The sequence below is a fragment of the Endozoicomonas sp. PH6C genome, assembly GCF_059322965.1.
Genome location: NZ_CP185342.1, coordinates 4,820,621 through 4,838,643 on the forward strand (window position 1 = coordinate 4,820,621; position 18,023 = coordinate 4,838,643).

Annotated in this window: 14 protein-coding genes; 6 read left to right on the forward strand and 8 right to left on the reverse strand. The window is 49.2% G+C overall.

Annotated elements, in window-relative coordinates; translation table 11 throughout:
• Positions 1 to 31: 31 nt before the first annotated feature.
• Positions 32 to 424: a hypothetical protein gene (locus tag ACOMG9_RS17810; RefSeq protein ID WP_448217886.1), complete on the reverse strand. Its 393-nt coding sequence runs from the start codon at positions 422 to 424 to the stop codon at positions 32 to 34.
• Between the two features lie 407 nt (positions 425 to 831).
• Between ACOMG9_RS17810 and ACOMG9_RS17815 the strand changes: the two genes are divergently transcribed.
• Together ACOMG9_RS17815 and ACOMG9_RS17820 are read left to right on the forward strand one after the other, a co-directional pair.
• Positions 832 to 1,890, forward strand: a complete 1,059-nt coding sequence (locus tag ACOMG9_RS17815; RefSeq protein ID WP_494529194.1) for an AI-2E family transporter — start codon at positions 832 to 834, stop codon at positions 1,888 to 1,890.
• A 60-nt stretch (positions 1,891 to 1,950) separates the two neighbouring features.
• Positions 1,951 to 2,577: an NUDIX hydrolase gene (locus ACOMG9_RS17820; RefSeq protein WP_448217888.1), complete on the forward strand. Its 627-nt coding sequence runs from the start codon at positions 1,951 to 1,953 to the stop codon at positions 2,575 to 2,577.
• A gap of 29 nt (positions 2,578 to 2,606) precedes the next feature.
• Here the strand turns inward: ACOMG9_RS17820 and tldD are convergent, their stop codons facing one another.
• From tldD to ACOMG9_RS17855, 7 genes are all read right to left on the reverse strand, one after another.
• Positions 2,607 to 4,046, reverse strand: a complete 1,440-nt coding sequence (gene tldD, locus ACOMG9_RS17825) for a metalloprotease TldD (RefSeq protein ID WP_448217889.1) — start codon at positions 4,044 to 4,046, stop codon at positions 2,607 to 2,609.
• Positions 4,047 to 4,396: 350 nt separating this feature from the next.
• Complete coding sequence (locus ACOMG9_RS17830) at positions 4,397 to 8,353, reverse strand: YhdP family protein (RefSeq protein WP_494529195.1); 3,957 nt, start codon at positions 8,351 to 8,353, stop codon at positions 4,397 to 4,399.
• A 31-nt stretch (positions 8,354 to 8,384) separates the two neighbouring features.
• Complete coding sequence (rng, locus tag ACOMG9_RS17835; RefSeq protein ID WP_494529196.1) at positions 8,385 to 9,857, reverse strand: ribonuclease G; 1,473 nt, start codon at positions 9,855 to 9,857, stop codon at positions 8,385 to 8,387.
• A gap of 209 nt (positions 9,858 to 10,066) precedes the next feature.
• Positions 10,067 to 10,666, reverse strand: coding sequence for a Maf family protein (locus ACOMG9_RS17840; protein ID WP_422134780.1), 600 nt, complete (start codon positions 10,664 to 10,666; stop codon positions 10,067 to 10,069).
• A gap of 5 nt (positions 10,667 to 10,671) precedes the next feature.
• Positions 10,672 to 11,160 (reverse strand): rod shape-determining protein MreD, encoded by a 489-nt coding sequence (mreD, locus tag ACOMG9_RS17845; protein ID WP_448217891.1) that lies wholly within the window; start codon positions 11,158 to 11,160, stop codon positions 10,672 to 10,674.
• Positions 11,157 to 12,062: a rod shape-determining protein MreC gene (gene mreC / locus ACOMG9_RS17850; RefSeq protein ID WP_448217892.1), complete on the reverse strand. Its 906-nt coding sequence runs from the start codon at positions 12,060 to 12,062 to the stop codon at positions 11,157 to 11,159. The genes mreD and mreC overlap by 4 nt, the downstream gene beginning before the upstream one ends.
• Before the next feature lie 98 nt (positions 12,063 to 12,160).
• On the reverse strand, positions 12,161 to 13,198 hold the full coding sequence (locus tag ACOMG9_RS17855) for a rod shape-determining protein (RefSeq protein ID WP_317145571.1): 1,038 nt from the start codon (positions 13,196 to 13,198) through the stop codon (positions 12,161 to 12,163).
• A 473-nt stretch (positions 13,199 to 13,671) separates the two neighbouring features.
• On the opposite strand from ACOMG9_RS17855, the gene ACOMG9_RS17860 reads away from it, so the two are divergent.
• The 4 genes from ACOMG9_RS17860 (at position 13,672) to gatB (ending at position 18,015) form a co-directional block, all read left to right on the forward strand.
• Positions 13,672 to 14,361 (forward strand): tellurite resistance TerB family protein, encoded by a 690-nt coding sequence (locus ACOMG9_RS17860; RefSeq protein WP_448217893.1) that lies wholly within the window; start codon positions 13,672 to 13,674, stop codon positions 14,359 to 14,361.
• 273 nt (positions 14,362 to 14,634) lie between these two features.
• On the forward strand, positions 14,635 to 14,922 hold the full coding sequence (gatC, locus tag ACOMG9_RS17865; RefSeq protein WP_317145569.1) for an Asp-tRNA(Asn)/Glu-tRNA(Gln) amidotransferase subunit GatC: 288 nt from the start codon (positions 14,635 to 14,637) through the stop codon (positions 14,920 to 14,922).
• A gap of 60 nt (positions 14,923 to 14,982) precedes the next feature.
• Entirely contained in the window at positions 14,983 to 16,434 is a 1,452-nt protein-coding gene (gene gatA / locus ACOMG9_RS17870) for an Asp-tRNA(Asn)/Glu-tRNA(Gln) amidotransferase subunit GatA (RefSeq protein WP_448217895.1), read from the forward strand.
• A 78-nt stretch (positions 16,435 to 16,512) separates the two neighbouring features.
• On the forward strand, positions 16,513 to 18,015 hold the full coding sequence (gatB, locus tag ACOMG9_RS17875) for an Asp-tRNA(Asn)/Glu-tRNA(Gln) amidotransferase subunit GatB (RefSeq protein WP_422138651.1): 1,503 nt from the start codon (positions 16,513 to 16,515) through the stop codon (positions 18,013 to 18,015).
• The last annotated feature ends 8 nt before the right edge of the window (positions 18,016 to 18,023 follow it).

The following is an 18,023-nucleotide window of genomic DNA, read 5'->3' on the forward strand; positions in this document are numbered from 1 at the left end:
CCACCCACGTAGCGGTGGGAGTGAATGTCAATTACAATGTTGATGGGTCAGGAAAAATGGATAAAGATTTGATTTTCCCATTTTCATCAAGTACAAAAACATCAACATATGAGTTATTAATGCCCTCAATATTCAGAGTTAAACTTAACACGCAGTCATTCAAAAGCTGTTGATTAACGACATCATACTTGACATCTTTGTCTTTATGACAAAATAAGTTTTTAGCTGTAATCTCTCCATATTTGGGTGAATACACCAAGTCATCTTTGTTGCTGAATAATGGCAGTATGCCATTGCATTCGTTACCGTTCTTGAGACTTTCTACATATGTCTTTGTGACTATTGTGCAATTGCCAGAGAAGGCAAGGTTAGATGTCAATGCGATCATTGATATTAAAAACAAGCATGAGATATTTTTAATCATCTTTAGCCCCACATAGTTGGATTTTAGTGCATGATCGACTTTTTAATTTGCACGACAATACCAAGACCAGTCCAATGGCCCTGGCACCCTGTGTAATGAGATCAGGCACAACTTTATTTTTGATGGTTTCCTCAAAATGCTGTATATAGTCATTGCGATGTTCCCTTTGCCAGGATTAAGCTCGACTTGACCTAATGCGGCTTCATCTGCGATACATCCAGGCAAGCCTGTTTAGAAAGCATTTTAGTAGAATGACGGCAACTTTCTTACTAAGTTAGCCAAGGTGGATCGGCGTAGCATTCGCCCTGGACTCTTCATGGCTGGCAACGATGATGACAATCAATTTTTGCAAGCAGAGGAGTCAGATCTTGAGTCTTGAACATATGCAAAAGGAGCAAGAGTCAAGTATGCAATCAGCCGAAATACAGAACATTAGTCGCTATTTAGTGACAGCTGCTTCACTGGTGATCATTCTTGCCGGTATCCGTCTGGGCAGTGAAATACTCTCCCTCCTGCTGTTTTCCTACTTCCTGGCGATCCTTCTGAACCCTGCTATCAATGCCTTGAGCCGACTGCATATTCCCAGGGTGCTGGGTATTTTCTTGGTGGTCTCGGTGCTTATCATTACTATGATGATGATTGTGGCTTCCATTGGCAGTGCGTTACAGGAATTTGCCAGGGCACTGCCAGGGTACAAGCGGCAAATGATCGATATGTTCCATCAGATCAGTGACACACTGGCACAGCGCAACATTAATCTGGATCTGAAATCCATCACTGAACCACTGGATACCTCGTCCCTGTTTGGCTTTTTAACGTCCATGCTAAGTCATATGGGCAGTGCCACCAGTTATGCTTTTCTGATCTTTCTGACGGTTATATTCATGCTGGCCGAGGCTCCGCTGCTAAAAAATAAGCTGGTCCGCGCCATGCCCAATCCGGACCAGCAACTGAAAGATCTCGAAAGATTTGTTGCCTCGGTCAATCATTATGTTGCCCTGAAGACGGCAATCAGTCTGCTCACCGGATTGCTGGTCGCTCTGATGCTATGGTCACAAGGGGTTAACTTTTACCTGCTCGGTGGCATTCTGGCTTTTGCCCTGAACTTTATTCCAAACATTGGTTCCATACTGGCGGCGATACCCGGTATTCTAATCACTTTGCTGCAACTGGGTTTTTCTGAAGCGATATTTGTTTCAACAGGCTATTTCGCGATCAACATGCTGATTGGTAACATGCTTGAGCCCAGAGTTTTGGGTAAAGGGCTTGGCCTTTCATCCATGGTCGTTTTTTTATCGTTACTGATCTGGGGCTGGTTACTGGGTCCCATTGGCATGCTGCTCTCAGTTCCATTGACCATCAGCATAAAAGTACTGCTGGAGTCCTCACCCGGTAGCCGAAGGTTTGCTGCGCTTCTCGGATCTGGTCGGACAAAAGAGGAAGTAGAAGCTGAACTGTCAAAGTAATACTCAGCTCCAGCCGACTGTACTAGAGTGAACAGATTCATCAATGGACAGGCAAATATCATGCAGAAAAATCCATGGATAGGCTGGGCTGAAAAGATTCGCGCTATAGCCCAAAACGGAATAACTTATGCTGATGGCGACTTTGACCTGGAGCGCTACCATCAGCTCCAGGGCATTGCCCACGAAATGACGGCACTTCTCGCCGGTGCTCCCATTGAAAAAGTTGATCATTTTTTTCTTCCTGAGAATGGCTACACCACACCCAAGCTCGATATCCGGGCCGGGGTGTTTCAGGAAGGTCGTATCCTGCTGGTGAGAGAGCGCTCTGATGATCGCTGGGCCCTGCCGGGTGGCTGGGCCGACGTCTGTGAGTCTCCGGCCCTGGGAGCAGAACGGGAAACTCTGGAAGAATCAGGGTATGTTGTCAAAGCCGGGAAGCTGGTGGCTGTTCGCGATGTTCATAAACATCCCTACTACCCCACAAACCCCCATCACCTGATCAAAATGCTGTTTCTCTGCGAACTCAAGGGCGGTAGTCCCACTGCCAATATCGAGATATCAGAGGTCGGCTTTTTCGAACCGGATCAACTCCCACCTCTTTCACAGGGGAGAACCATTGCTTCTGACATCGCTTTGCTGAAGCAACATCATGAAAATCGTGAACTGCCCACAGAGTTCGATAGGTAGGCAGTTTCACCGGCCACTTCCCATAATGATCAGGCCGTTCCGCCTACCGTGATTTCATCAATCTTAAGCGTAGGCTGGCCCACGCCAACAGGCACAGACTGACCGTCTTTACCGCAGACGCCAATGCCCGGATCCAGCTCAAGATCATTGCCAACCATAGACACCTGATTCATCACATCGGGACCGTTGCCGATGAGGGTAGCGCCTTTAACCGGGGTAGTGATCTTGCCATTCTCAATCAGGTAAGCCTCACTGGTAGAGAATACAAATTTGCCAGAAGTAATATCGACCTGACCACCGCCCATATTGGCAACATAGATACCTTTGTCAACACTGGTAATAATCTCACCCGGATCGCTCTTGCCGGCCAGCATGTAAGTATTGGTCATTCGCGGCATGGGCAGATGAGAATAAGACTCCCGACGTCCATTACCCGTTGGAGCGACACCCATCAGACGAGCATTCAGCTTGTCCTGCATGTAACCTTTCAGGATACCGTTCTCAACCAGAACCGTTGATTCGGTCGGTACGCCTTCGTCGTCAAGATTCAGGGAACCTCTGCGGCCTGTCAGAGTGCCATCATCAACAATGGTGCACAGTGGGGAAGCAACTCTTTCACCGATGCGACCCGAATAGGAAGAACTTCCCTTACGGTTAAAGTCGCCTTCCAGACCATGACCTACGGCTTCATGCAAGAGAACACCCGACCAGCCCGGAGCCAATACCACTGGCATGGTCCCAGCCGGAGCAGCAACGGCCTCAAGATTCACCAGAGCCTGTCGCACCGCTTCACGGGCGTAGCCCAAACCTTTGTCATTCCGGATAAACTGCAGATAGTCACCACGGCCACCACCACCGGCAGAACCTCGCTCAATACGGCCATCTTTCTCGGCAATGACACTGACGCTCATACGAACCAGCGGGCGAATGTCTGCTGCCAGTGTACCATCAGAAGCAGCCACCAGAATCACTTCATGGGCCCCCGCCAGGCTGACATTCACCTGCTTAACCGCTGGATCCGCTTTTCTGGCTTCCTGATCAACAGCCTTGAGCAGTGCCACTTTCTCTTCACGGCTCATAGAATCCAAAGGATTATCCATGCCATATAAAGCCAGTGGCTGGCTGCGGTTCCAGGCCTGAATCTGATGTTCCTGCCCCTGACGGGCAATACTGCGAGCCGCACCCGCAGCCTGCTCCAGGGCCGGTAATATAATTTCGTTGGAATAGGCAAAACCGGTTTTCTCGCCGCTGATAGCACGTACACCCACACCCCGGTCTACATTGAAGCTGCCTTCCTTGATAATACTGTCTTCCAACGACCAGGCTTCATGGCGTGTGGACTGAAAGTAGAGGTCCGCAGCATCTACCGAATGGCCGAGAATACTGTCAAGTACTCTGCCCAATTCGTTGTTACCGATATTTGCCGGCGCCAGCAAATGATTTCGCGCCTGTGTAAGAATGTCGGTCATAGTTTATTCAGGCCTTTGCTATTATCCATAGCCTGCCCTGGGAGGCTGGCCGAGAATAGACTGCCCTACGCGGCAACTGCTCCTGCGTTGCTCTAGCTCCTGCATCCATGCAGTCGTGCGGCGGCAGCAAATTGGTCTGAAAATCAGCTTTTGTTCGTCAAATAGCTCGCTATTCTCCTCACAAAACCGAATTTTCATCCTCAATTTTCTGCCGTCCTCGCTACGGGGTCGCCTAGACGGGCGCTATTCTCGGACAAGCTCCTAGTGGATTCGGAGCGGGCAGACATAGTGAGATTGTCACACCTATGGATAGAAAAAGCATTCTCATTTTGCTCAATCTTGTTTCTGACTCAGGGTTTTTTCCGCTTGGGAATCTCTGTCTGGTCTGGTTTTCGGGCTTTGCCTGAGAATAACCGATCCAGAGTCACTTCAGGATTATCAAAAGAGCCTTTGATCCGGTAGCGAATACTGGCCAGCTGATCCACTTGTTTGCCCACCAACACATCCGCCAGATAAATCAGACCAGCCACCTGAGGCGCAGACCCCAGCAAAACACTGAGTATTGGCAAATTAGACGATAGAGGAAGTGTAATAACCAGGCTCATATCCATCCTCTCGGAAAGAGTGTCTATGTGACCATCCAGCTTGAAGTTCGATGAAGGCCCCTGAATTTCAAGAGGCTTATCGAAAGTAATAACCCCTTCGTCGAACCGCACGCCCCCATCCATACGGTCAAAACTGATGCCTTTCTTGTAGAGGTCAGAAAAATCGAGCCGCAAACGCCGGGTCAGTGCCTCCATATTCAGGATGCCGAACATTTTCAGGGCTCCGGCCCCCCCTTCCAACTTCTGCAGGGTGCCACTTTCCAGTGTCAGTCTGACGGCACCTGTCAGTGACGCCATATTGATCCCCATCGGAGGTCCATCCCAGGCCAGTTTTCCTTCAATGGTCGTCTTCTCTGCGGAAACAAATGGTGAGATACCCAGAGCTTCCTGAAGAGCCTGAATTCCCGACCCCGTCAGATGCTCATTAAAAAAAGTTCTCTGCTGACCATTGATATAGGTCCAATCCAGATCTCCGGATAACTCCATCTTCTGCAGATTGATTTTCAGATCCTCAATACGTTTACCATCAGGAAAGGGTCTCAAACCAAAAGCAACTGAACCCAGATTCCTGCTGCCTAACTTAAGAGAGCTAATGGAGACATCAGCATTGGGCAGATCTAAAGGCCGGATATCAGCCAATACACCTTTATGCCCGGCAGTAGCTTCATTCTTTGCAGGATCTTGGGAAAAATGCAGCTTTTTCAAATTCAGTTGGTAGGGTTGCTTCTGATCCTCAGGTATTATCAAACTACCATCTATCGTGTCACTGCTTAAATCAAGACGTGTGCCACGGGCTTCATGAAACAGGTTAAACACCAGATTATTCAGAGTTTCTTTATTGCAGATGAGTCGGTCAATCTTCAATTGACGGACTTCTATCTGACTCACCAGAGTCTTTTCTGTTGTGTCACCCGGCTGCCCTTCAAACTGACGTTTCCATGGCATCAGATCAAGTTTGGATAGTTGCCCGGACAGTACAATTTTATCGGGCTTCATAGTCGGCAATTTACCTTTATTGCCAAGCAGAACGACAGCAGACTTATACTTGAAACCATTCTCAAACTGAATTCTGGCCTGTGCTGTCCTGCCAAGAACTATATCCAAAACAGCAGTATCCAGTTCACCTCGATGAGTGAATTGATTAAGACGCAGTTCAAAAGGCACTGTCTGGCCAGCCGCTACTTTTAGAGGCGCCGGAAGCTCGATTTCCATGCCTTTCATGTCACTGGTCACTTTCAACTGAAGGTCAGCAGGCTTGCCGCCCAGTATTAACTCGCCTTTGTAGTGACTGGCACCTTCGAGAAAACTGAGAGCATCCAGCTGAAGCCATTGCTGAAGTCCTTCAGCAGAAACAGAACCGTTCCAGTGGACATGGACTTCAGGCTCAGTTTTATTCTTCATATCGGTGTAAACTCGAGCCTCAACAGCATCACCCAGAAAGCGACCCCTCACTTTTTCAGCAGACAATCCGGTTTCAGTACTGAAATTCAAGACACCTTCAATGTCTTCAATCTGGATGTCCGCCGCATCTATGCCGAAATACGCTCCCGATGTTTCCATACTTACGTCAACTGACGTATCTATGGTACGCTCAAGTGGAATCCCTAACTGAATGCTGCCATTCAGGTCTCCACGAATCGTCCACTTCTTTGCTTCTCCCTTCAGCCGCTGAGCTATGGGGGTCTCTGTCAAGAGCTTTTCGAGATCCGTGCCTGTAGCGGCCACCTGACCAGAGATATTCAAATCCAGATTTTTATCCAGCGCCAGATCAGCCTGGACATGACTGAGCTTTGCAGCCAATAACTTTGCTGAGGCCAATTCAATCTTGATGTTGTCGTTATCCACCCACACCTGTCCCCGGGCGTCATAGACTTCTGGCCAGTCAGGATCATAATCCAGACGCGCTTTATTGACATCGAAATAGAGTCCCCACTTCACAGCATCAGAGTCGTCAGTGTCTTCCAGCGGACCACCGTAGGTAAAGCGCCCTTGGTAAATTTCGGCCCCTTTGATACTGGAATCAAGCCACTCGACCAGCTCTTTTGAAAGCGTTGGCAGATGGCTGGGCAGGTATTTTGGCGTATAGCTGGCATCACCGTTTTTCATGCCCACATTCAGGTCCATGACAATGGGCTCCTTGCCATCCAGAGGAATATCGAGCCTCAGCCGACCACTGAGATTACCCTCGGGTGCTTTTATAGTGATATCATCGCTACTCAGCTGAAAGAAATTCTTCTTATCCAGTACATCCCAACTCAGCCTTGCCTGGGCAGTATCAAAGTGCCAGACATCGCGAAACAGTTTGGTCAGCCCCAATGTAAAATTTTCTGTATCCAGGTCAAAATAGCCGCTGATCATGCCCATTTTTAGATGGCCATTGACGTTTGAAGCAGACGGTGCTCCCTCCCAGGCAGCCACTGAAACGCCTTTCAGTTTCGCAGAAAGATCCAGCTGCTCCCTAAGTGGCTTATCAGGGTGGTATTGGGCAAATATGTTATCGAGCTCACCTGCCGGGTTGAGAATAGTGAACAGTTCATCAGCCAGCTCTGGCATTAGCTGAGTATTGACCAGAAAAGATTTGAGCACTGCCAGATCAACAGAGTTAACCGAAGTCGTGTAAGTCGGCTCTCTTTCCCTCTTGCCATGAATCTTGATGTTAAGACCAAGATGATGCGCGCCGGACGTCAGACTCATATTTTGCAGCCCAAGCTGCCAGTCTGTACTTCCAATCAGATAATTGCTCGCCAGTGAAAGCTCAGTCGACAAAGCAGCATTCGGCAGCAGTTGCTGATCTTTCTGGTAGACAATCGATGGCAGATTCAAATCTCCCTGCAACTGCCACTGACCATCGAGATATTGCCACTCAGCATCGAGATTCAATTGTGCGGTTTTCAACTCCGTGCTTTTCAAATGAGCGGCTTTCAACTGAAGAATGTCTTGTGAAAAGAGCGCAGACCAGGGAGCCAGGTCCAGTGCACTGGCCTTGATAAGCCCGGTCCAGGTCATGTCATTTCTTTCAATCCCCTTGCCCAATGCTTTGAACTCCAGACTCCCTTGTTGTGTCACAATTCTGGTCTGAAGATGCTTTAGATCTGACGCTTCTTCAACCAAGAAAAAATAGCGGGTATCAATAATCAGCGGCTCACTGCCATAAGGCTGCATTGTCAGGGAAAAATTGGTGACATCAATGTGTTCCTGAAGCTGTAATAACTCCAGAGTTTTGTGCAGGTTAAAGCCCTTGCCGTCGTCACGGATGTATTGAACTCCTCTGAGTGACCACACGCCATCACTGTCGCTCTCAATGGCCAGAGTGACACCTTCTGCTTCCAGATAGAAAAAGACCGGAGCCCGGTTCATCAGACTGGCTTTAAAATCCAGCTCGAGATCAAGGCGCTCGATAGCAAAACCGGGAGCTTCAGAAGCATTGCCCTGAAGCGTCAACCCTTTGATGTTGAGAGTAGGAGTACCCCCAGCCCAGTTGGCGTCCAGCTGATCGACAGCGAAAGAAGTGTCGAGCGTGTTGTTAAGATATTCAACCAGATAGTCTTGCAACAAGGGCAGGGATCCGATAAAAATCCGGACCCCGGCCACCAGCAATACAATTAAAAGAAGGGCCGCCATGACCAGGCGAAAGCTCCATAGAGCGGCAGACTTGAGGTAAGTTACCAGTCTTGAATCTGACCTCATAAAATACCAGGCCATCTGTTTTTCATTGACGAGTTCCTATTCCCGGTTATACCAGCACCACATCAAACTGTTCCTGGCTATATATGGGTTCAACCTGGAAACGAATCGGTTTTTGAATAAATTCTTCGAGATCTGCCACATTACTTGACTCTTCATCCAGCAGGCGGTCCACCACCTGTTCAGATGCCAGAACGGTGTAACTCTGGCTATCATAAGCGCGAACAGCTCGAAGAATTTCTCTGAAAATTTCATAGCACACTGTTTCAGCTGTTTTCAATGTGCCACGACCATCACAGGTTGGACAGGGTTCACAGAGCACATTCTCCAGCGACTCCCGTGTTCTCTTACGGGTCATTTCCACCAACCCCAGTTCACTCACGCCAGTGATGTTGGTTTTGGCGTGATCTTTCTCCAGAGATCTCTCATAGGTTCTCAGCACCTGCCTCTGATGCTCCGGGTCTTCCATATCGATAAAATCAATAATAATAATGCCGCCCAGGTTTCGCAGTCGTAACTGCCGGGCAATGGCTGCAGATGCTTCCAGATTGGTCTTAAGGATAGTTTCTTCGAGGTTACGATGACCTACGAAAGCCCCTGTGTTGACATCAATCGTGGTCATGGCCTCAGTCTGGTCGATAATCAGATAGCCGCCTGACTTCAACTGCACCTTGCGACTGAGCGCCTTGTTGATTTCGTCTTCGACCCCAAACAGATCAAAAATTGGACGCTCGCCCGGATAATATTCCACCCTGCCATCCACCAGGGGCACCAGTTTTTTGACAAACTTGGAGACCTTATTGAAGGTCTCCCTGGAATCAATTCGGATTTTCTCGATATCTGGTTCCACCAGGTCACGCATAGTTCTCAAGTGCAGAGGCAAGTCTTCATAAATCGTGGCCGGAGCCGTGTTTTCCTTAACCGTTTCTTCAATGGTCTGCCATAGCCTTCTCAGGAAAAGAATATCGGCCTTCACTTCTGCCTCGGTAATACCTTCTGCTGCTGTTCTGAGAATAAAGCCGCCTTTCTGATCTTCCCCGTCGTCACTCATGCCTTCTTCAACCAGCTTTCTGAGACGCTCGCGCTCTTCTCCATCTTCAATGCGCAGGGAAATGCCTACATGATTATTATGAGGCATCAGTACCAGATAGCGGGCCGGGATAGAGATATGTGTGGTCAGGCGGGCACCTTTTGTTCCCAGGGGATCTTTGGTAACCTGGACAACCAGCGACTGACCTTCATGAACGAGCGCGACAATCGGTCGCTCCGATTGATCATCATTGTCTCTCTCATTGCGGGGAGCAATTTCACTGGCATGAATAAAAGCGGCCCTTTCGAGACCGATATCCACGAAAGCAGCCTGCATTCCGGGGAGAACCCGGACTACTTTGCCCTTGTAGATATTACCGACAATGCCTCGACTACAGGCTCTCTCAATGTAAATTTCCTGAAGTACCCCATTTTCAACCAGCGCCACACGCGATTCCATTGGCGTGATATTCATCAGAATCTCTTCACTCATTCCCTTCCCCTTGAGCTGGTCAGCCTCCCAGAGCCCTTCGGACTTAAGGCCATCTTGGCTGTAAGTCCGAAGGGTTCAAAATTCAATGACAATCCTGACCTGCCAGAAAAACTAAAAAAACAAAACAAATACCTGAAAACGATTTGCCAGACCGAAGGAGCCTTGTCTGGCAGGAAAGCTGTTGAACAGTCTCCCGAGGTTCTTTCTGATCAGTTTTTTACTGACTGAGAGTGCCATGGGCTAATGCCCAGATTCTGAAGCAGATCTGCGGTTTCCTTAACGGGCAAACCCACCACGCCGGTGTAGCTTCCCGTTATGCTGTCTACCAGAACGGCTCCTTTTCCCTGGATACCGTAAGCACCGGCCTTATCCATTGGTTCACCGGTGGCGACGTAAGCTTCTGCCACTTTCCGATCAAAAGCAGCCATTCTGACCACTGTTCTGGATACTCTCACAGATAGATTATTACCATCAGTGACCGCAACTGCTGTGAATACCTCATGGCTATTCCCACTTAATGACAACAGCATATCACAGGCTTGTGGCTCATTTTCGGGTTTACCGAGTATTTTCATTCCCAGAATCACTGATGTATCAGCTGCCAGCACAGGTCTGGCTGGCAAATGGTCAAGAGTAAGCTGCTGCCATCCGGCCAGCGCTTTTTCTTCAGCCATTCGGGTAACATAGGCTTCAGGAGCCTCGCTCAAAAGCGGAGTTTCATCAATCCCGCAATGAATCTGCTGAAAGGCAATACCGATCTGTTGGAGAAGTTCCTTTCTGCGCGGCGACTGGGAAGCAAGATAAATCATGATAATCAGGTCACTCTGAAGTTTCGCCTCAGTGCCCCTAAAATAGCAGACACCCATGGCCAAAATGCGGCGCTGGTGAGGGCCGGCGCCAGATACCAGAGGGTCGGCGGCGTTCTACCCAGGGCACTGCGAATCCACAAATTCAGCAACTGATAAAAACCGACAATCACAAACACCATAAAGGCCTGCTGCCACCAGGGGAACATTCTCAAACGGCGGTGCAGACCCAGCACAATCACAGCCACCAGCAACAATCCCATAGAATTCTGACCAAAGGTTGTTCCCAGCACAACATCCATCAACAAGCCGGTGAAGAAAGCAAAAAATAATCCGAAACGCTCTGGAAGAGCCAGGACCCAATAAAGCACCACCATAGCCACCCAGGATGGCCTGGCAATGGAGATCCAGGCTGGCAGAGGTAAAATACTAAACAGGAAAGCAACCAGCACGGAAAACCAGACAATCCAGTGAGCATTGGCTTTCTGCATACTCATGGGCTCTCCTTCTTGTTAGCCTCAGGTGCCAATTTCGGTTCCATGTCTTCGTTTGAACGGAAGACCAGCAGAACAAAACGTGTCCTGTTGACTTCAGCCATCAGCTGAACCTCGATCCTGGCGAACGCCTCCCCTGGTGTACGCACTATTTTCCTGACTTTCCCCAAGGGGTAGCCCACCGGGTAAATCTGTCCCAGACCCGAACTGGTCAAAAGGTCACCTTCCTTAATATCCACTGTGTCGGAAATATGAAGCAGCTCGACAGAATCCATACTGCCGGTGCCTACGGCAATGGCACGATAGTCACTGCGATTAACCTGGACAGGAACCCTGCTGGCAGTATCTGTGACCAGCATGACCCGGCTACTGACCGGATTAACGGCAATCACCTGCCCCATAACCCCGTGGGCATCAACAATGGCCTGACCTCTGAACACCCCGTCGGTAGAACCTTTATTGATCGTCACGATATGTTCATAGGGGTCCGGATCAATACCAATGATTTCAGCCACCAGAACCTGCTCATCCACAAGTTCGGATGAATTCAGCAATTCCTTCAGGCGTAGGTTCTGGGCAGTCAGAGATGCCAGCTTCTGAACTTTTTGTTCAAGAATCAGGTTACGGGCTTTCAGCCGGGTATTTTCTTCAAGCAGCTCACTTCGGGAAGTCACCAGTTCATCAGCTATGCTAATAGCCCGGGAGGGCAAATCAGAGATCCACTGCAGGGGGGTAACAGCCATTGTTAACCAGGAGCGTGCAGTAGAGAGGTACTCATAACGGTGATCAACAAACAGCAGGGCAATACAAATACTCAGCAAAAAGACAAAACGTGTCGCCAAAGACTGTTGCTGGCTAAATATCGATTTAATGGCTGGCTCCTGTGATTTGCACGGAGAACTCAATCTTTTAATTTCACAAAAATACAGGCTTCACTCATAACAACAGGCCAGGCGGAAACCGCTTGGCCTGTTGTTTGGCTGGAAAGCAACCCAAATGACGTTCAGTCGGTGGACAGTAAATCCATACAATGTTTGTCCATCATTTCCAGAGCCCGACCACCGCCACGGGCAACGCAGGTCAGCGGGTCTTCAGCCACCAGCACGGGCAGGCCGGTCTCTTCACTGATCAGTTTGTCCAGGTCACGCAACAAGGCACCGCCACCAGTCAACACCAGACCTCGCTCGGCAATGTCGGAAGCCAGTTCCGGTGGAGACTGTTCCAGTGCACTTTTAACCGCCTGAACAATCGCACTCAGGGACTCCTGCAGGGCATCAAGAATTTCACTGCTGTTCAGGGTAAAGCTGCGGGGAATACCTTCAGCAAGATTACGACCACGGACGTCGATTTCCATTAACTCATCACTGGCATAAGCAATAGCAATCTCTTGCTTGATGCGCTCAGCGGTTGAGTCACCAATAAGGCTACCATAGTTGCGGCGAACATAGGTTACGATCGCATCATCAAAACGGTCTCCACCCACTCTTACAGACTCGGAATAGACAACACCGCTCAGAGAGATAATGGCAATTTCAGTGGTACCACCACCAATATCGACTACCATGGAGCCACTGGCTTCTTCTACCGGCAAACCAGCACCAATAGCGGCTGCCATGGGCTCTTCAATCAGATAAACTTCACGGGCACCAGCACCCAGAACGGATTCACGAATGGCTCTGCGTTCCACTTTGGTGGACTTGCAGGGAACACAGACAAGTACTCGAGGACTGGGCTGTATAAAACTGTTCTCATGCACTTTGTTAATAAAATGCTGAAGCATGCGCTCGCAGACATCAAAGTCTGCAATCACACCATCTTTCATGGGCCGGATGGCAGTAATATTGCCTGGTGTTCTTCCCAGCATACGCTTGGCATCAGCGCCTACCGCGACTACGCTTTTCTGTGGCCCCAAGTTTCGAATGGCCACAACCGATGGCTCATTCAGGACTATTCCCTTTTCGCGGACATAGACCAATGTGTTAGCCGTTCCCAAGTCGATTGACAAATCGCTGGAAAACAGACCCCGTAACCTTTTCAGCATTTTCTGTATTACCTTGATTCAAGGCTTTCTTTAAATGCCGCAAACTCTATCAATGCACAGTACTCAGAGCAAGCAACAATTCCGCAATATGTATGGTCCAATAAGAGTTACTCAGGGTCAAAATGGAGGATTGCCACTTAAGCTATTCAACACAGACCATAGATTAACCTAATGCAGATAGCTTGCGTTCTCAATGGCCGCCATTCATAATTTTGAAATAAAATAAAAAATTATGAACCTGCTCCTCACCTTTTTCGAACTATTTGAGCTATACTCGTTTCCAATTAAAAATCACATGCCTTGCGCACTTCATACAAAAAAGCCCGAACTTCTGACATTAGTGATGGCTTACACTAAAACTTTTGATAATCCTTACCCGATGCTAACAAACCTTTACCCCGCCTATTCATGCTAAGCAGACGAACACACGTATAGTAACCCCGTTATGAGCACAATCTGAACGGGAGGCCGTTATGGATTTTAAAGGTTTATTTAATCAAGTTGTTAGCTCAGGTTCTTCCCTGATCAGTGAAGGTAAACACAAACTTGAGGGAGAACTGGAAACCTCTTCATCAGACAGCGAAGGCGGCTCTATTTTTTCTGGCTTCGGAAAAGGTGCACTGACTGGCGGTGCTTTGTCTCTGCTACTTGACGCCAAAAAAGGCTGCACGATGGCAGGTAAAGCAGCCGAAGCGGGTGGTGCAGCAGCCCTGGGAGCATTAGCACTGAAAACCTACAAGGGCTGGGCCAATCAGCCTGAAGATAACCAACAAGACTCCAGCGATCTGGAATTGCAGCAGGAAAATGAAGAAAGGCAGAATCAGGTGATTCTGATGGCGATGATTGCCGCCGCCAAAGCCGACGGCCACGTGGATGAAGCCGAAAGAGAAAGAATCTATAAAGCCTTCGAGTCAATGGGAACCAGTCAAGAACTGAATCAATTTGTACAGCAGGAATTGAAGAAACCTCTTGATCCGGCAGAAGTAGCTAATGAAGTGTTCGGTCCTGAAGAAGCCTCTGAGGTCTATCTTGCCTCCCTTCTCGTTGTGGATGAACAAAATGCTATGGAAAAAAACTATCTTGAGGAACTGGGTAGACAGCTGAAACTCGAGCCTGAGTTGGTTGAAAAACTCGAAGCCCAAGCCCATGTGCAAGCGGCGTAATACCCTGAAGGGACCACAAAGTCCGTTCGTCTTTGTGGTTCCGACTCAAACCTGCTTCTGACGATTTGGTCCTGACTTCTCAACACCTCTTCCCAGACTGACTCGACACCCATGACTTCTGTCTACAAGAATTAATCTCGACTGCATCTTGAGATTCACCTTCATAGCCCATACATTTAGCCTTTATTCTTCACGTCCAGCTCTCTCTTAGCCTCAAAAAGCAGGTGAAAGCTGGGTATGACCGCTTTTTAAAGCCCGAATTCGGAGATAGCCATGGCCATTGATGCCTCTGAAATTCAGAAGCTTGCCCATTTGGCGCGCTTGTCCATAGACGACAATCAGGTAGAGACCACTGCCAACACCATCAGCCGCATTCTCGAACTGGTTGACCAGATGCAGAAAGTTAATACCAATCATGTTGAACCCATGGCTCACCCATTGGATGCCATCCAGCGCCTGCGCGAAGACGTTGTGTCTGAAGAGAATAATCGCGAGCAGCTGCAGAGCTGTGCACCGGCCATTGAAGACGGACTCTTCCTGGTTCCCAAGGTGATTGAGTGAGCTGGCTCGATACCAGAAACCTCAACCCTTTACCCTGTTTTAAAGCGATTACCCAGAATCATGTACGATAAATCACTCTCAGAACAAAGCCGCGCCCTGGCCGACGGGGAACTGTCCAGTGTTGAGCTGACCCAGCTCTATCTTGAGCGAATCAAACAGCTTGATGGCAATTACAACAGCTACATAACAGTGACCGAAGAACTGGCACTGAAACAAGCCAGGGCTGCCGACGAACGTCGTGCAACAGGCGATGCCTTGGCATTGACGGGTATTCCTCTGGCCCATAAGGACCTGTTTTGCACAGAAGGTGTAAAAACCACCTGCGGTTCCAAAATCCTGGACAACTTTGTAGCGCCTTATGAATCAACGGTTACCCGAAAATTCAAGGAAGTCGGCTCTGTCACGCTGGGTAAAACCAACATGGACGAGTTCGCCATGGGTTCCTCCAACGAAAACAGTCACTACGGTGCTGTGAAAAACCCCTGGGATACCCGGGCCATTCCCGGCGGTTCCTCCGGTGGTTCTGCAGCCTGCGTTGCAGCACGACTGGCAGCCGGTGCCACCGGCACTGATACTGGCGGCTCCATTCGTCAGCCAGCTTCTCATTGCGGTATCACGGGCCTTAAACCTACCTACGGTCGTGTATCCCGTTACGGTATGATTGCTTATGCATCCAGTCTGGATCAGGCAGGCCCTATGACACAAACCGCCGAAGATGCGGCCCTGATGCTGAACGTAATGGCTGGCTACGATCACCGTGACTCTACCTGCCTGGATCGTGAAGTGCCCGATTATACAGCCAATCTGAATGAGTCTCTGGACGGTCTGACAATAGGCTTACCAAAAGAATATTTTTCAACGGGCCTCGACTCTGAAGTTGAACAATGTGTGCGAGACGCCGTTGCTGAATTCGAAAAGCTGGGGGCCAGGGTCAAAGAAGTCAGCCTGCCTAATCTGGAGCTGTCCATTCCTACTTATTACGTAATTGCACCGGCTGAAGCTTCTTCCAACCTGTCACGCTTTGACGGTGCCCGCTTTGGTCACCGCTGTGATAATCCTGTTGACCTGATGGATATGTACAAGCGCAGCCGTAGCGAAGGTTTTGGTGAAGAAGTCAAACGTCGTATTTTGGTGGGTACTTACGCACTGTCTGCAGGATACTACGATGCTTACTACAAAAAAGCCCAGAAGATTCGTCGCCTGATCCGTGATGACTTTATAAATGCTTTTGAACAGTGTGACATTATCATGGGACCTAATGCTCCGACCTCGGCCTTCAACATTGGCGAGAAGAGCAACGACCCTGTTGCCATGTATCTGTCCGATATTTACACACTGTCTGTTAATCTGGCGGGTCTGCCCGGCATGTCGATACCAGCCGGAATGGCCAGTGGCCGACCAGCAGGTTTGCAGATGATTGGCCGTCACTTTGATGAGTCCCGACTGCTGAACGTTGCTCACCGCTTCCAGCAGGCCACCGACTTTCATAAACAGTTCCCAGTTAATGGTTAACAGTGGACGGTAGATTGTGCTTCAGACTTACCTCCTGAGAGACAATTTACAACGGATTACATTTCGAGGATTTGAAAAGTGTCTCAAACAACTCCGAGTCAACAGACCACTGATCACTGGCCACTGTCAACAGATCAATGGGAAACCGTTATCGGCCTGGAAATTCACGTTCAGCTGGCCACCAAAACCAAGATTTTCTCCGGAGCTTCTACTGCTTTTGGCGCCGAGCCCAACACTCAGGCCTGTGCGGTCGATCTGGGCCTGCCGGGCGTCCTGCCGGTGGTGAACGAAGAAGCCATTAACATGGCCATCAGGTTTGGTCTGGGTATTGATGCCGAGATCAACCAGGTTAACGTTTTCGAACGTAAGAACTACTTCTATCCTGATCTGCCAAAAGGCTATCAGACCACTCAGCTGGAGAAGCCCATTGTCGGTGCAGGTCACATAGAGATTACTCTGAAAGACGGCTCGACCAAAACCGTTCGTATTCATCACGCTCATCTGGAAGAAGATGCGGGCAAGAGTCTGCACGAAGATTACCACGGCATGACCGGTATCGACCTCAACCGTGCTGGCACACCTCTGATTGAGATTGTGACAGAGCCCGACATGCGTAATGCCGAAGAAGCAGTCGCCTTCGCCAGGAAACTGCACTCTATCGTCACCACACTCGGCATCTGCGATGGTGACATGTCCCAAGGCTCCATGCGCTTTGACGTAAACGTCTCTGTACGCCCAAAGGGTCAGAAAGAGCTTGGTACCCGCACCGAAACCAAGAACCTGAACTCCTTCAAGTTCATGGAAGCAGCAATCCTGAAAGAAGTGCAACGTCAGATCGATCTGATAGAAGACGGTGGCGAAGTCATTCAGGAAACCCGTCTTTATAACGGCGACACCGGCGAAGCCCGCTCCATGCGCAGCAAGGAAGAGGCCAACGATTACCGTTATTTCCCCTGCCCGGACCTGCTGCCGATTGTGATAGAAGACAGTCGTCTTGAAAAACTCCGTGCTGAAATGCCGGAAATGCCAGATACCAAAAAAGCCCGCTTTGTCAGAGAGCTGGGGTTGAGCGAAGTGGATGCTGAAATTCTGTCAGGCGATCAGGCGACGGCCACTTTCTTTGAAACCGCTGCGAAAATCAGTGGTGACGCCAAACTCGCTGCCAACTGGGTTCTGGGTGAAGTATCCAAGTCCCTTAATGCCAAAAGCATTGCAATTTCAGACAGCCCTGTTTCTGCTGAAGCACTGGCAGGCCTGATTGCCCGCATCAAGGACAACACCATTTCTGGCAAGATCGCCAAACAGGTTTTTGAAGCCTTGTGGAATAGCGAAGGCAAAGATGCGGATGAAATCATCGAGAAGAAAGGTCTCAAGCAAGTGACCGATACAGGCGCCATTGAATCCATGATTGATGAAGTACTTGCTGCCAACGCCCAACAAGTCGAAAACTATCGCGCTGCACCTCCCGAAAAGCGTGGCAAGATGATCGGCTTCTTCGTGGGTCAGGCCATGAAAGCCTCAAAAGGCAAAGCCAATCCGGGTATGGTTAACCAGATTCTCAAGAAAAAGCTGGACGCCTGAGAGTTATT

What these genes read in the sequence shown, in the direction of transcription:
- ACOMG9_RS17810 (WP_448217886.1), bottom strand. Translation starts at nt 424, where the DNA reads ATGATTAAAAATATCTCATGCTTGTTTTTAATATCAATGATCGCATTG.
- ACOMG9_RS17815 (WP_494529194.1), top strand. Translation starts at nt 832, where the DNA reads ATGCAATCAGCCGAAATACAGAACATTAGTCGCTATTTAGTGACAGCT.
- ACOMG9_RS17820 (WP_448217888.1), top strand. Translation starts at nt 1,951, where the DNA reads ATGCAGAAAAATCCATGGATAGGCTGGGCTGAAAAGATTCGCGCTATA.
- tldD (WP_448217889.1), bottom strand. Translation starts at nt 4,046, where the DNA reads ATGACCGACATTCTTACACAGGCGCGAAATCATTTGCTGGCGCCGGCA.
- ACOMG9_RS17830 (WP_494529195.1), bottom strand. Translation starts at nt 8,353, where the DNA reads ATGGCCTGGTATTTTATGAGGTCAGATTCAAGACTGGTAACTTACCTC.
- rng (WP_494529196.1), bottom strand. Translation starts at nt 9,857, where the DNA reads ATGAGTGAAGAGATTCTGATGAATATCACGCCAATGGAATCGCGTGTG.
- ACOMG9_RS17840 (WP_422134780.1), bottom strand. Translation starts at nt 10,666, where the DNA reads ATGATTTATCTTGCTTCCCAGTCGCCGCGCAGAAAGGAACTTCTCCAA.
- mreD (WP_448217891.1), bottom strand. Translation starts at nt 11,160, where the DNA reads ATGAGTATGCAGAAAGCCAATGCTCACTGGATTGTCTGGTTTTCCGTG.
- ACOMG9_RS17855 (WP_317145571.1), bottom strand. Translation starts at nt 13,198, where the DNA reads ATGCTGAAAAGGTTACGGGGTCTGTTTTCCAGCGATTTGTCAATCGAC.
- ACOMG9_RS17860 (WP_448217893.1), top strand. Translation starts at nt 13,672, where the DNA reads ATGGATTTTAAAGGTTTATTTAATCAAGTTGTTAGCTCAGGTTCTTCC.
- gatC (WP_317145569.1), top strand. Translation starts at nt 14,635, where the DNA reads ATGGCCATTGATGCCTCTGAAATTCAGAAGCTTGCCCATTTGGCGCGC.
- gatA (WP_448217895.1), top strand. Translation starts at nt 14,983, where the DNA reads ATGTACGATAAATCACTCTCAGAACAAAGCCGCGCCCTGGCCGACGGG.